The organism is Bacillus marinisedimentorum (genome assembly GCF_001644195.2).
GTDB classification, from domain to species: Bacteria; Bacillota; Bacilli; order Bacillales; family Bacillaceae_O; genus Bacillus_BL; species Bacillus_BL marinisedimentorum.
This window is the reverse complement of record NZ_LWBL02000025.1, coordinates 23858-37804: the sequence shown is the minus strand read 5'-3', so window position 1 is coordinate 37804 and position 13947 is coordinate 23858. Positions and strand designations below refer to the sequence as shown.

Here is a 13947-nt window from a genome sequence, read left to right as displayed (position 1 = left end):
GTGTTCATTCAAGTAAATGCGCATCGGGGATTTCTGGGAGAAGGAGTCATTTAGGGGTGTGCGGGTTTTGGAAAGGAAATGAAGGATGAGTCTGATTTCGGGAATGCAACGCAAAATGCATAACCTAAAACAGCACATCATTCCGGGAACAAAAACAAATGATGCCGGAACCCGTACTTCAGTTTTTGCTCCCGGAGGAACCCAAACCAGCCCTTGTCTATCCCGCATTTTTAAATATCTTCAGAGGGCCTTACAGGCAGCAGAGTTCAGCCGCATCTTTATTCAGCTACATCCCTGTTTCCACGCCATTCCTCTTCTAAAATGCTCATCTCATATAAACTCCAGTACTCATCACCGACACGGCGATGATCCCGCATAAGGCCGTCTTTTTTCATGCCGGCTTTTTCGTAGGCGGCAATGGCGGCTTCGTTGAAATCGAACACACCCAGTGTGATTTTATGAAGGCCAAGCTCTGTAAAACCATAAGAAAACAGTTTTTCGAGTACAAGCCCGGCGATTCCTTTACCGCGATCTTTTTGATTGATGAGAAATCTTCCGATGCGTGCCGAGCGGTTCTGCAGGTCGATTTTGCCCAGTTCTGCAATCCCGGTCATTTTTCCGGATGCTTCATCCACAATTTTATAGAAATACATCGGTGTATCTTTTTCCTGACTCCCGGATGACAAAAAATCTTCCAGTTGTTTTTCTGTAAGTGGGTATGAAAAAACAGGGCCGGCCCACTGGATCAAAAACTCTGGTGATGTCTCCCGGTTCCATTCCACTATGATATGGAAGTCCCTGCGTGACAAAGGCTCCAGTTTTATCAACGGATTTGCCTCCTTTCCTGTTCCAGTTCAGATGCTATTTCGACCATCAGCCCCTGAATCCCTCTCCTGCCTGCTTTAAAATAAAACGGTTCCTTAATATTGGCTTAATAGCTGTTTAACAAATCTTGGATACAATTGGATCAGATTAAAATTGGATTGCGGGGGGCTTTGCCGGTGAAAACGTTGGTTTTATTTAAAAATAAGTACGGGGACATAGAGCGTTATGCGGAATGGCTCGGTGAAGCTGCTGCTGCCGATGTCAAAGCGATTGAGCAGGCCGGGAGTGAAGAATTGAAAAAGTATGATACGATCATATTCGGAACCTGCTGTACGGGGAGTAAGCTTCCTGGATGTGATTTTATTATGCGCAATTGGTCACGGGTCCGTATGAAGAATGTCATCATATTTGCAGTGTCAAACCTGCCGCTGAACCAGGAGCAGGTCTGCCATCTTTATCAGGAAATGTTTCCGGAACGGATGGCTGAAAAGATAGCGTTTTATCCGCTTCCTGGTGAAAGACGGTATGAAATGCTTGATTGGAAGGATAAAGCCAGGTATCGGTTCACACAGCTGAAGAACGCTGTAGGCGGAATCAAACCGCAGGACACGGCAGGAAAGAATGGTGATATCTCAAGGGATATGCTCAAGCCGCTTTTAACGGAAATAACCGATAGAACGGGACAGTTTTAAACGTTCATCGAAATATATGAAACCTCTTGTTCTTCACTGCAATAAAGAGACAAAAGGTGTTATTGGATGAAAATACACCACCTGGCTCTTAAATCAGGTGTATATAGCTGAAACCCGGATTAAATCCGGGTTTTTACAGTTTATATCCCGTGCATAAATTGCCGGGAGAATTTAAAATAGTTGTATAGGACTTAAACGGATATGCGTATTCTAATTACAGGAGGTCGCATAAAATTGCGTTTGAGGAGGAGAAACGGTCTTTGGACATATTAATTTTGTATAGAAGAAAGTACGGGATGACCAGGCAGTATGCTGAGTGGATTCATGAAGTGGTCGATTCGGAAATGATGGCTCTGGAGGACGCAGACCGTGCAGTGCTTGACCGTTATGAAACAATCATATTTGGCACCGTCACACGCAGCGGCAAGGTGAAAGATATGGGATTCCTGCTTGAACACTGGGATGTGTTGAGGACGAAAAATGTAATGGTGTATGCTGTTTCAGCATCATCGCCCGGTGAGCCGGTTATTCATGAACTTTATGACTTATCGCTCCCGCAGCAGGTGACAGACAGGTTGTTCTATTTGCCGCTTCCAGGCAGATTGAACGTGAAGGAGCTGGATCTCTCCGATAAAGCTGCCCATTGGCTGAATCAGCTGATCAGCCATTTTGCCAAAAAACAAAAGGGCTTTGCTTTCACGGCGGAAAAATGCCATCCGCCTGTAAAACCTGAATATATCGCACCGCTTATCGATAAAGTGAATGAGCTGAAAAACGGCAGGAAAGATGAATTTGCCGGCAGCCATTAAATGATAATCCCATATAATAAACCGCGTCTGGAGCCAGAGGCGGTTTTTTACGTTTTTCAAACTGAAACGATGACTGTTTTTTTACAAAAATCTGTGGTTCAATTATTAAAACAGCTTAGCGGGGAAGTGAGGATCACGATGGAATTATCATTTGGGACCAAATTGGTGCATCAGAAGTTTGATCAGGAAAAAGTGGTGAACAGTAAAACGACTCCCATTTACCAGACATCTGCATTCACCTTTAATAGCTTGCAGGAACTCGAAGCTTATTACAGTGGAGAGTCCTCTTATCTGTATTCACGTAATGGAAATCCGAATCCGGATGAATTGGGACAAACTGCCGCGGCACTTGAAAATGCGCCGGCGGGTGCCGCCGCATCATCGGGCATGTCAGCGATTTTGGCAGGGATTTTGTCGATCACACAACAAGGGGACCATATTGTTGCGGCGGAAGACCTGTATGGCGGGACGTTTCATCTCCTTTCAGGGGAGCTGAGCCAATTCGGCATCGAGGCGTCCTTCGTTGACTTTTCGGATAAACAGGCAGTTGAAGCAGCGATTCGGCCAAATACGAGATTATTGTATTCAGAGACGATTTCAAATCCGTTTTTACGGGTGGAAGACCTACAATTCTTAGTTGAAACCGGTAAAAAGCACAGGCTGCGGACGATGGTTGACAATACGTTTGCAACGCCTTTTTTGCTTCAGCCTTATGGAAAAGGAATTGACCTGGTCGTTCACAGCGCAACGAAATACATAGGCGGACATAGTGATGTCACGGCAGGGGTGCTTGCCGGCGGAACCGAGATAATTCAACTGGCCAGGCAGAAAATTGTCAGTCTGGGCGCGAATTTAAGTCCGTTTGAGGCATGGCTGACCCAGCGAGGCATCAAAACGTTAGCCCTGAGGATGGCAAAACAATGTGAAAATGCTGCAGCGCTTGCTTCAGCCCTAAAGGAACATGAATATGTAAAACGTGTTTATTATCCAGAGCAAGTATCTGAACGCGGGCGCGGTGCGATTGTCACGATCGAGCTTGAAGAACATGTTGATGTGGACCGATTTTTCAAATCATTAGGCTGGATTAAAATTGTTCCAACTCTTGCGGGTGTTGAAACGACAGTATCGTATCCGCTGACGACTTCACACCGTGCCCTGTCGCATGAACAGCGTGAACGGATTGGTGTAAACGAAAGAGTCGTGCGGATATCAGCAGGGATTGAGGAAGCGGGCGATATTACTGCGCAATTTGAGGCGGCGCTTGCTGAGGTGGAAGCATAACGAAAAGTTCAGGAAATAGACAGTCTTATTCGGGCTGTCTATTTATCGTTCAATCAATCATGAAAATGAGATAATCGAAGGCCGGGATGGTTCTGCATATATCCCCATCAAGAAACAGGGTATAGCCTGACATGCGAAACTTTTTTCTTCGTAAATCCGTAGAAACATACCGGAACAGAAAATTGGATAGGGGTGATTGGCAGTGGATATGGCGGTCTACTTTAAAGATAATTTTTTCTCTGCAGGCAGGACAGAGATTTTCACGGCTGAAAAAGAAAAAACCGGCGAATTGGATTTGAAGAGCATGTTTTCATCAAGTGTAGAGGTGTTTGATGAAAACGGGAAGCTGGTCATCTCAGGACGGTTCCCATTTTTCTCGCGCAAGTGGGAAATAACGAATGGGAACGGGGAACACCTTGGGCAGTTAAAAGAGACAATGTCACTTTTCAAAAAAACATATGAATACATAACCGGTTCAGCAGAATTTTACTTTATCGAATCTCCTGCTTTTTCGATGGAGTACACGGTAATGGATGAACGAAAGGAACAGATTGCGAAATTCGAAAAAATCAGCGGCTTTTTTTCTTCATCAGCGTTTAAACTGACCAATCAATCAGAGCGCCTTACAACTGAAGAACTTATCGCGGTCGTGATGGGGGTGAACGCAATCCAAAAACGAAAACGGGCAGCAGCAAGCGGGGGCGGGGGTGCAAATTAGCATTTAATTCGCAGCAGGATGGATGGTAAAAGAAATGCTCAGATTTTTACATCTGAGCATTGGATTCTGCGTTTCTTTAGGAAGGAAGGCTTTTCAAAACTTTTTAAGAAACGGGTTTTATTCACAATTCATCCTCGTCATCTATCCCGACTGGCATGCCCTGTCTGGTCATATCACAGGCACCATGGAACAGCCCGTGTACATGGTCAATCCAAATTCCCTGGACATTCCCGATGCCGAGGCCGCGCGGTTCTTCATCCCATTCGTGGTCTTTTTCTTTCAATTTCTCCCTTGTTTCAAGAGGGATGCCGCCTTCCCAGATTTGGAGCGGGTATTCGCCGTTATAAATGCGTGCCTCATCAATGGCATCTTTCAGGGTCATCCCATAAACAAGCACATTTAAAACGACTTGGGAAACGGATGCAATAATGGTTGGGCCGCCGGGGGAACCTACAGCGAGCACGGGCTTTCCATCTTTGAACAGGATGGAAGGCGTTTTGCTGCTCAATGGCCGTTTGCCTCCGTCGATTTCGTTCGGCCCGCCCGGCTCAGGATCGAAGTCCGTCACTTCATTATTAAGCATCAAGCCGTATTCAGGGACGAGGAAACCGGATCCGAACGGGTGCTCGAGCGTCAATGTGTGGGATACGACATTGCCGTATTTGTCAGCGACAGCGTAATGTGTTGTTTGTCCGAAGGGCCGTTCGAACCTCTTCTTGTTTATTTTGCCGCTTTCACCTTCCTGATAAGCCCACGGATTCCCGAATTCAATATTCGGATTCTTTTTTTCCGGATCGATCAGTTTAATCCGCTCTTCAATATATTCAGGACTGCGCATACCTTCTATCGGCATGTCATTGAAATCGGGATCCCCCATATAAGCCGCTCGGTCGGCAAAGGCGAGCCTCATCGCTTCGCTCAAATAATAATATTTTTCTGGTGAATCGACTTTATATTGTTCAATGTCCAGTTTTTCAAGCATTTCAAGAATCTGGAGGGTTGTTATACCGCCTGAACTCGGCGGCGGGCACGAGGCCATCTGATGTTCCATGAATTCGCCCCATACAGGTTCATCGATAGTAGCCTCGTAATCCGCCATATCTTCTTTCGTCAGCTTGCCGCCCCATTTTTGGACATGGCTGACGATGGCTTCTGCGATTTCACCTTTGTAAAAGACTTCAGGGCCTTTCTCCTGAATAAGCCTGAACGTTTTGGCCAGCTCTTTCTGAACGAGAGTATCTCCCTTTTGCAGCGGCTTGCCGTTTGGGAAAAAAAGGCTTTTTGTTTCTTCTGACATTCTTTCTTCAAATAACTCAATATGATGGGCGAGCACCCAGTTCACCTCAACCCCTTCTTCAGCAAGCGTAATGGCCGGTTCAAGCACATTGGCAAGTGACATCGTCCCGTATTTTTCCACTGCTTTTGCGACGCTCATCAACGTGCCTGGGACCCCGATTGCATCTCCGCTTGTTGATCTTTTGGGGAATGGGATGATTTCGTCATTCTCATCGAAGAAAAGTTTGGGATGGGCTGCTTTAGGTGCTTTCGTGTGGCCGTTAATCACGACCGTCTTTCCATTTTCACCTGAATGCACCATCATAAACCCGCTTCCGCCGATACCGGACATCATCGGTTCGGCTACATTCAGGGCAAATACAACAGCTGCCGCTGCATCTACCGCATTGCCTCCTTTGCGGAGAATGTCAGCTCCTGCTTTGGAGGCTTCGGGATGGGAAGCAGAAACCATTCCATCTTTTCCTGCGGCATACTGTACGACATCTTTATTATCAACATACTTTGCAAGGATTTTTTTAGGCATTTTTCAGTCCTCCTGCATTGAAATCGTTAATGTATCATATCTTTACCCATTTTTCGCGTTTTGAAAAAAGATAGGCAGAAAACGAAAAATAAAGGATATATTTGTAATAATCGTCACAAATTCGGATTGCAGGACACAAAAATCACAAAAAATTCAAGTGGGAATACAAGTCCACGCCGGATTATCAAGAGTAGAATAGAGAGTGAAGCAGGCTATCGGCAGAATTTTTCAGGTGAATGACAGCAGAAACGTTGGAAGGAAGAAGGGGATATCGTGACGGACGATCATATTATTATCGTTTCCAATGCCGATAAAGTTTATGGAAAACGGCAAGTCTTATCAAACGTTAATTTATCGATCAGGAAATCAGAAATTTTTGGATTGCTCGGTCCAAGCGGTGCCGGGAAAACGACGATCGTTAAACTTGTCGCTGGAATTGAGAAAGCGACAGCAGGCGAGGTCACCGTGATGGGAGTCGGAATGCCGAAGCTCGACATGATGAAGAAATTGGGGTATATGGCCCAGTCTGATGCTTTATATCAGGAGTTGACAGCACAGGAAAACCTCGAATTTCTTGCTGGGTTATATGGCCTGTCCGGAAGACGCCGGAAAGAAAGAATCCGGGAAATGATAGAGCTTGTCGGGTTGCAGGATTACTTGAACACACCAGTCCATCACTTTTCCGGAGGAATGAAAAGGAGGCTTTCGCTCGCCGGTGCACTTCTTCACCATCCGTACATTTTGATTCTGGATGAACCGACGGTCGGCATTGATCCGGTTCTCAGGCAGTCTATCTGGAATAAGCTGGAGGACCTGTGCCGAAACGGGACCACCATCATTCTGACGACCCATGTAATGGATGAAGCTGCAAAATGCCATCGTCTCGGTATGGTAAGGGAGGGAAAGTGTATTGCAGCAGGTACGCCGGAAACATTGATGGCATATACGAAAACTTCGAGCATTGAAGAAGCGTTTCTTGTGTATGGAGGTGAATCCAAATGAGAATCCGAGCTCTCATTATTCGGATATCACGGCAAATTTTACGTGATAAACGAACCCTTGCGCTTTTGTTTCTTGCGCCGGCTTTTGTGCTGTGGCTGATGTCTCTTGTATTTAACGGGGAGGAGTACCATGCGGAAATTGCTGTGACTGATATGCCTGATCGGATAATTGAACAATTGAAGGAAGCGGGAGCAGAAATCCGTGAAGTGGATAAGCAAGAAGCAATGGAGGCGCTTTCTGAATCAGAACTGGATGCATATGTGACAATGGAGGGCAGCCGTTTCAGCATCATGCTGGAAGGGAGCGACCCTTCGGCAAATACAGCAGTAATGATGGCAATGCAGGAAGCATTGCAGGAAATGGACCCATCCGGGAAGAAGGAAAAACTTGATGTAAAGTATTTGTACGGTTCAGGTGAACTCGAGCTTTTTGATAATATCGGACCTGTTTTGATCGGACTTTTCATATTCTTTTTTGTCTTTCTTTTATCAGGAGTCTCATTTTTACGGGAACGGACAACGGGAACATTGGAACGGATGCTTGCCGCCCCAATCCGCCGCTGGGAGATTGTGGCCGGGTATATTGCCGGCTTCGGCCTGTTTGCCACAATCCAGGCAGGCTGGATTACGTGGTTTTCTGTCCAGGTGCTTGATATTTTAATGGCCGGATCAATCTGGTATGTCATGCTTACCGCTTTTCTGCTCGCTATGACGGCCCTGACACTTGGTACTTTACTGTCCGCTTTTGCTAATAACGAGTTTCAGATGTTTCAGTTCATTCCCCTTGTCATTGTGCCGCAAGTGTTTTTTTCAGGGTTGTTCAGCCTTGAGACAATGGCAGACTGGCTTACCGGCTTCAGTAAAATTATGCCGCTTACATATGGAGCGGATGCCATGCGGGAAGTCATGATACGCGGAAAAGGCTGGGAAGCCATTGCCCTCGATCTATATGTCTTGATTGGCTTCTCACTTGTTTTTATGCTGCTGAACATCCTGGCCTTAAAAAAGCATCGGAAAATATGAATGCCAGGCAATTGCCTGGCATTTTGTTTTTAATCGGCTGAGATTTCATTTGACCGGACAGCGATTATCTGTTAGCCATTAGAATGCCCTGAAGTTAAGTAAAGTAAGTGTGAAGACTTTCGTTCATTTCGGTTGATGGGTGTGGATTCATGTAAATGCTCCGGATGATCTTAGCGGAGGGAGATTCGGAGATTTAGATTCAATGTCCTTCGGGAGCAGCGGGACAGTGAGCCCGCGCAGAAGCAACTCACAGCCCGCCTTGCGGCAAAGAAGATGCGACCTAAGGACAGCAAGACGGATGTCGCCCTCATGCCCCTCGTGAAAGTAAGTACCTGCCGCAGAAATCAATTCCCTGTTTTAAAACTAACAGTACTTCATTCAGCTTTCACCATAACAAAATTAACAGGCGGATTCCTAACTGGATCCGCCTGTTAATTTGTCTGCTATTTTACGTTTTCCATCTATGAATCATGAACTGAGTTGATTTGGTTTTCAGGCATGCCCTAATGAATGGGATCGTCATTTGCATCATAAAATCGATAGCGGCCTTCCGCTGCATTTTTACTGTCGGATTCCGGGACATACCAGATGTTAACTGGCTTACCCGGAAGCTCGATCATTTGTGCTGCTGTGTCTTTGCTCCTCACAGAAGCAGCTCCGTCTGGGGCGAGACCCGTCAGGACCGCTGGATTTTCGAACGATATCGTCTCGTTTCCGGTATTGGCAGGATTTAGATGCCCTGCCCCGGATACGTCCGAAATCACCCAGCCCTCGTCGGTTTTAGATGCCTGGGCGATACCTAGATAATCATGCGGTTCATTCATTTGGCTGTAAAAGAAAACAAAAGCACTTGTCCCTTTTTCATTGACATATGTGTGAATGACCTCCTGCATCGGGATGGACCATTCTCCGTCAAAAATCTGTTCTGCTGCCTGCTGCGGCGTTGCATACCCTGCAGCAATCGTGCAGGACTGCTGCCCCGTATACCAATATAACGAAGCCCCTATCACCGCTGCAGCAGCCAATATCAATAACTCCTGTTTCATCACGCAACATCCTCATGGTGCTTTTTAATCAGTTTAAGCGTTTCCTGTTTGTTAAGTTTACCATTTGGTGCCTGGCAATTGCCAGGCACCAATGGTTTCAATTTATTTAATAATAACTGGAATTTTGTTCTTTTGCACATTTATTATATTATTATGCCGTAAAGAAACAGCCCGCCGAACCTTTTGTTCAGCGGGCTGTTTTTGGGTTTTGGTCTGTTGTTACCAGCTTTTGTATGGCAGTGATCCAGGCGGATCATGCATAAACATCTGGTAAATTGGTATCGTGTATGCAAGCAGGACAAGAGCAATCGACACACCGATCCAGACGGACCACCGTTCAAGGATTCTTGGCGGGTGCTCGGCTTGTTCGTTTATCACGCCGATCGGGTATTCAATCGTTTCATCTGTTTTTGGCGCGAAAAACAGCAGGTTCGCCCAGATGTACAATACGAGCAAGATGGCGATGAAGAGCAGGATGCCACCAACTGCAATCACCTGGTTGTAAGATATCCAGCTGAGTGCCAGTTCATGGTCTCCGTATGTGGAATAGCTGCTCCGCCGCGGTGCTCCCTGCAGGCCGACAATGTGCATTATGCCTCCCATTAGGAGCATCCCGACTGCCCAAATAATGGATTGGACGATTGCCAATTTATTTAACTGCTTCGTAAATTCCCTTCTCGTCAAGACGGGGATCAGCCAATAGGTTATGGCAAAAAAAGTGAGCAATACCGTGGAGGCCAGGGTGAGATGGAAATGCCCTGTCACCCACCACGTGTTATGGACAATCTGGTTCAGCTGGTAGCTGGCGTTAATGATTCCGCCGGCACCTGCCGGAATGAAAATGAGCATGCCCATCGCCGCCGCAAAGAAACGCGCATCCTTCCACGGCATCTTTTTGACCCAGCCGAACAGCCCTTTTCCGCCCTTTGAGCGCCCTGCAAGTTCAAATGTGGCAAGCAGGGAGAAAGCCGTCAGCAAGGATGGGATGACAACAGCCATCGTTAATACCACCTGTAAAAACTTCCAGAACGATTCAATGCCCGGTTCATTCAACTGGTGATGAAAGCCGACAGGTACCGAGAATAGGATAAACAGGATGAACGTCAACCGCGGCAAGGAATTGCTGAAAATTTTCCCGCCTACAATCTGCGGGATATTCACATACCAGTAAATATAGGCAGGCAGCAGCCAGAAATATACGAGTGCGTGCCCGAAATACCAGAATAGTGCTCTGCTTAAGCCCACATCCACACGATCAACCAGGCCGAACGACCATGGGATGAGCTGAAATACGACCTCCACCGCCACAGCAAGGCTGGCATGCAGCCATAAGATCATCGTGGCGACCGCCATATAGGCAAACAGAGGCGAGGAATGTTTCTTACGTGTCCGCCGCCAGCGGATGTACGCCGCAAAGATGCCAAACGCGCTGAACCAGCTCCCCACAATTAGGAGTGCGGCGCCTACATAAAACCACGGAGATGCTTTCATCGGTGCATAAAAGGTATACAAAACGGTCGCCTCATTGGCAAGAATCATGATGGTCGCCATGATGGTTCCGACCGCCATCATGTAGAAGCCAATCCAGCCCAGCATACGTGCACCAGGTGACAGCTTGCCATCCAGCGTACGGGCCACCCCTGAAAATAAATAGCCCACAATAAAAAATGTCGTGAAAACGAGTGCGAGCAGAACGCCGTGCGCCGTCAGCAGCTGATAATAGGTGAGCCACGGAGGCAATTCAATCCATCCGCTCCGCTGCATGACCTGTAGAAGGCCGGCGAGCGCCCCGAGGAGCACGGCTGCAAAAGAAAACACGAGGTGGGCAAGAATCAGCCTGGTATCTTTGCGCTCAAACTCGAAATCGGTCAAAGCTGCTTTTTCTCCTCCGCCTTCAACTCCGAATTCCGTTTTACTCATTGTTTCATTCCCCTTTCGTTATGCTTTCCCTTCAACAATGATGCTTCCATACATCACCTGATGGCCGATGCCGCAATATTCATGGCAAATGAACCGATATTCACCAGCTTTATCAAATGTCTGTGTGTACTCTGAGATATGTCCCGGCAAAGCCATCAAATTTGTCGTCGTACCCGGCACAAAAAATCCATGGACGATATCCTTGCTTGTAATTTTAAAATGGACGGTCGCACCCTCGGGAATCGTTATTTGATTTGGGGTGTAGCCGAAAATATATGAAACGATCGTCGCCTCATACTCATTCGGTCCGATTTGTTTCAGCCCCGGGTCATTAAAAGGCGCAGTCGATTCAACATTTTCCGGTTCTACTGTTGTTTCCATTCCATCTGATGGATTCAATCCCATCCAGCCTGCCATAATGCCAAGTACGATTAGAAATAGAATAAGAGAACCGGTTCCGACTGCCATCCAGATTTTTTCATATTTAGGCATATGAATCATTGTGAGTTTTCTCCTTTCTTAAAGCCTGTCAGTATACAGGTAAAATGCTGCCAGCCATAACAGTAAAATCGAAGCACCAATCATGAAGACCCCTGCAAATGTTCCTTTCAATCTTTCTTCGTATTTTGCTTGTTTATCATGATCCGTCTGTTTATTCACACCGTGCACCTTCCTTCAGGTATAAAAATAAAGCCAGCAACCAGTATTGACAGTTTCTGCACCTGTTTATACACAGGCCGTTTCGCCATCAGGACAATTCTATGCCTGCCCGGAAATGATGAGAGGAAATAATGATAGCTTTTGACATTAGCAAATGCAGTTTTAAAGAAACATATTGAGATTCCGTGCCAGTCCAATTAGAGGACGGTATAAAGCAACAATTTTTGGAGGGGATTGTTGATAAGGGCTTTATCAGCACTCCGGGCATGTAGCCGTGGGATCAGGGAACGGTGCGGAAAAGTGGTTTTTCGGCGAGAAAAGGTAATGATATGGCATGGTCCTGATGGGGAATCCCATTCTGAAAGATTCTCTCGGAAAAACCGGGTCCATTATCCCTTCACCAGGTATTTCACCGCCAGGTGTTAAGGGTTCAATATCACATCCATAACATAAGCAGCAATCCGCCTTTGGTCTTGTTCAAAAGTTCACAATTCATTCAAGAACGCTGCTGTACCTTGTCTCATCAGTGTTTTTCAACACTGCGACGGCTCCGGAAAGCCCTCCTGTTCACAAACGATACAAATCTGCCAAATATGTGTGATACATATCACAGTTATGAGCGTCACAAAAAAGTAAAACTAAGGTAACAAAGTTGCCAACGTATGGTAATTCGACTTCCTATCATGATTTTAAAAAGGGGACATGGAAATGAACTTTAAGAATAAGCGGTTGGCCGCAATTATTGTTACCTTTTTGCTGGCGACCAGTCAGCCTTTTACTGTAACTGCTGAAAAACAAGATGCCGGCGGCATTCTGCAGATGGAAGAATTGTCTGTACAGGTCATGCCTGAATACGCATATCACCCAAAAGATAAGAAACGGTCGGAACCTGCCGTCTTAATCGGGTATCACGGCACGTTGATGAATACGTCAGACCAAGCGCAAAAAGGGAAGGTTCAGCTTCCGCTACCGATTGGCGAAAAAAACTTCAAAATCGGTTTTGTGGCGGATTATTCAAGCGATCTGCAGGAGATGACCGAAATTGAATACTCACTGGATAAAAAGAATGGAGTTCTATCATGGACGACGACGGAGAAAATACAGCCAGGCGATTTGTATAAGTTTGTAGTTGAGTTTTATATCAATCCTTTAACCGTTCAGGGTGATAAAAAAGAACTCGCTTATTCTTTTGAAAGTTTTGCAGACATCGGCCTACTGAACATCATTTTTTTGGAACCATTGAAGTCGGGAGAGATGAAACTCGATCCAGCACCGGAAATTCACCAGGAAAATCCATACGGAATGAACATGTTCATTTATCAGTACCAGGGGATTGAACCTAAAGAAAAGAAATCTTTCAACCTTTCTTACACGCGGAGCACAACGAAGACAACGATGGAATTGATGGAAGATATGGCAGGGGACAGTGCAAAGGTCACAACGGTAAAGCCAAATGAAACAATGCCGACTGGCTGGGTATTTGGGGCCGTCGGTGCAACAACGGTCGTTTCAGGCGGAGTTCTCGTCCTTTTATTGAAAAAGCGAAAGCGCCCCTCACATAGAAAAGGCAGCCCAAAGGGAAAAAGCAATGAACTTGCGGAGAAAAGGCGCCAGCTTCGTGCCATGCTTGCCGAAGAGAAGATTAGCCATCAAGAATATGAAGAACTGTTAAAAAGACTGGGAGGGTCAAATCATGAGTAAAAACACTAAACTGATATTCGGATTTTCGCTTGTCGCAGCGGCTGTCATGATCATGCTGTTTTCAACAATGCCGAGTGCCGGCAGTAAAGAAGTGACCGTCAGTGAATTGAGTCAAAACCGGTCGGAATATACAGGCCATTTTGTCCTGACACAGGGTCTCCTGAATGAAGACTCGGTAAAGTGGGACGCCGGGAAGATCCAACTTGATTTTGAATTGATTGACCAGAATACGGATGAAACGCTCGATATCACTTACAACGGCGTCAAGCCTGATAACTTTTCTGCTGAAGTAATTGTCATTGTGGAAGGAAAGCTTGAGAAAAATGGTGTCTTTGTGGCTGAAAAGGTACAGACGAAATGCCCTTCCAAGTATGAGGGCGAAGATATGGAAGATTACGACGAAGATATGCATAAAGAAATTTACAGCAGCGATGAAAATTCTTAAAAGGCGC

Annotated in this window: 14 protein-coding genes; 8 read left to right on the top strand and 6 right to left on the bottom strand. The window is 46.1% G+C overall.

The features are described from left to right. Positions 1-278 precede the first annotated feature (278 nt). A complete protein-coding gene (locus A4U59_RS07640; RefSeq protein WP_070120503.1) occupies positions 279-827 on the bottom strand; it encodes a GNAT family N-acetyltransferase in 549 nt (182 codons plus the stop codon). Positions 828-1001: 174 nt separating this feature from the next. On the opposite strand from A4U59_RS07640, the gene A4U59_RS07635 reads away from it, so the two are divergent. From A4U59_RS07635 to A4U59_RS07620, 4 genes are all read left to right on the top strand, one after another. Further along, entirely contained in the window at positions 1002-1517 is a 516-nt protein-coding gene (locus tag A4U59_RS07635) for a flavodoxin domain-containing protein (RefSeq protein ID WP_070120502.1), read from the top strand. A 260-nt stretch (positions 1518-1777) separates the two neighbouring features. Continuing rightward, positions 1778-2326 (top strand): flavodoxin domain-containing protein, encoded by a 549-nt coding sequence (locus tag A4U59_RS07630; protein ID WP_070120501.1) that lies wholly within the window; start codon positions 1778-1780, stop codon positions 2324-2326. Between the two features lie 138 nt (positions 2327-2464). Then, entirely contained in the window at positions 2465-3607 is a 1143-nt protein-coding gene (locus A4U59_RS07625) for a trans-sulfuration enzyme family protein (RefSeq protein WP_070120506.1), read from the top strand. A 202-nt stretch (positions 3608-3809) separates the two neighbouring features. After that, the gene (locus A4U59_RS07620; protein WP_245680516.1) at positions 3810-4325 is read left to right on the top strand and encodes an LURP-one-related family protein; all 516 of its coding nucleotides are present in this window, start codon (positions 3810-3812) and stop codon (positions 4323-4325) included. 121 nt (positions 4326-4446) lie between these two features. Here A4U59_RS07620 and ggt read toward each other — a convergent pair whose 3' ends face one another. Next, positions 4447-6144: a gamma-glutamyltransferase gene (ggt, locus tag A4U59_RS07615; RefSeq protein WP_070120500.1), complete on the bottom strand. Its 1698-nt coding sequence runs from the start codon at positions 6142-6144 to the stop codon at positions 4447-4449. Positions 6145-6417: 273 nt separating this feature from the next. Here ggt and A4U59_RS07610 point away from each other — a divergent pair, with 273 nt between their 5' ends. Together A4U59_RS07610 and A4U59_RS07605 are read left to right on the top strand one after the other, a co-directional pair. Further along, a complete protein-coding gene (locus tag A4U59_RS07610; RefSeq protein ID WP_070120499.1) occupies positions 6418-7146 on the top strand; it encodes an ABC transporter ATP-binding protein in 729 nt (242 codons plus the stop codon). Further along, the gene (locus tag A4U59_RS07605; RefSeq protein WP_070120498.1) at positions 7143-8168 is read left to right on the top strand and encodes an ABC transporter permease; all 1026 of its coding nucleotides are present in this window, start codon (positions 7143-7145) and stop codon (positions 8166-8168) included. Before A4U59_RS07610 ends, A4U59_RS07605 begins: the two co-directional genes overlap by 4 nt. Positions 8169-8671: 503 nt before the next feature. Here A4U59_RS07605 and A4U59_RS07600 read toward each other — a convergent pair. The 4 genes from A4U59_RS07600 to A4U59_RS21045 form a co-directional block, all read right to left on the bottom strand. After that, positions 8672-9214, bottom strand: a complete 543-nt coding sequence (locus tag A4U59_RS07600; RefSeq protein ID WP_070120497.1) for a hypothetical protein — start codon at positions 9212-9214, stop codon at positions 8672-8674. A gap of 219 nt (positions 9215-9433) precedes the next feature. Beyond that, positions 9434-11134, bottom strand: a complete 1701-nt coding sequence (locus A4U59_RS07595) for a b(o/a)3-type cytochrome-c oxidase subunit 1 (protein WP_083270736.1) — start codon at positions 11132-11134, stop codon at positions 9434-9436. 18 nt (positions 11135-11152) lie between these two features. After that, positions 11153-11635 carry a cytochrome c oxidase subunit II gene (locus tag A4U59_RS07590; protein ID WP_070120496.1) on the bottom strand — a complete coding sequence of 161 codons (483 nt, stop codon included), beginning with the start codon at positions 11633-11635 and terminating at the stop codon, positions 11153-11155. 18 nt (positions 11636-11653) lie between these two features. Then, positions 11654-11794, bottom strand: a complete 141-nt coding sequence (locus A4U59_RS21045; protein WP_106406308.1) for a cytochrome c oxidase subunit 2A — start codon at positions 11792-11794, stop codon at positions 11654-11656. Between the two features lie 708 nt (positions 11795-12502). Between A4U59_RS21045 and A4U59_RS07585 the strand changes: the two genes are divergently transcribed. Further along, positions 12503-13495 carry a hypothetical protein gene (locus tag A4U59_RS07585; RefSeq protein ID WP_070120495.1) on the top strand — a complete coding sequence of 331 codons (993 nt, stop codon included), beginning with the start codon at positions 12503-12505 and terminating at the stop codon, positions 13493-13495. Next, entirely contained in the window at positions 13488-13940 is a 453-nt protein-coding gene (locus A4U59_RS07580) for a cytochrome c maturation protein CcmE (RefSeq protein WP_070120494.1), read from the top strand. Before A4U59_RS07585 ends, A4U59_RS07580 begins: the two co-directional genes overlap by 8 nt. The last annotated feature ends 7 nt before the right edge of the window (positions 13941-13947 follow it).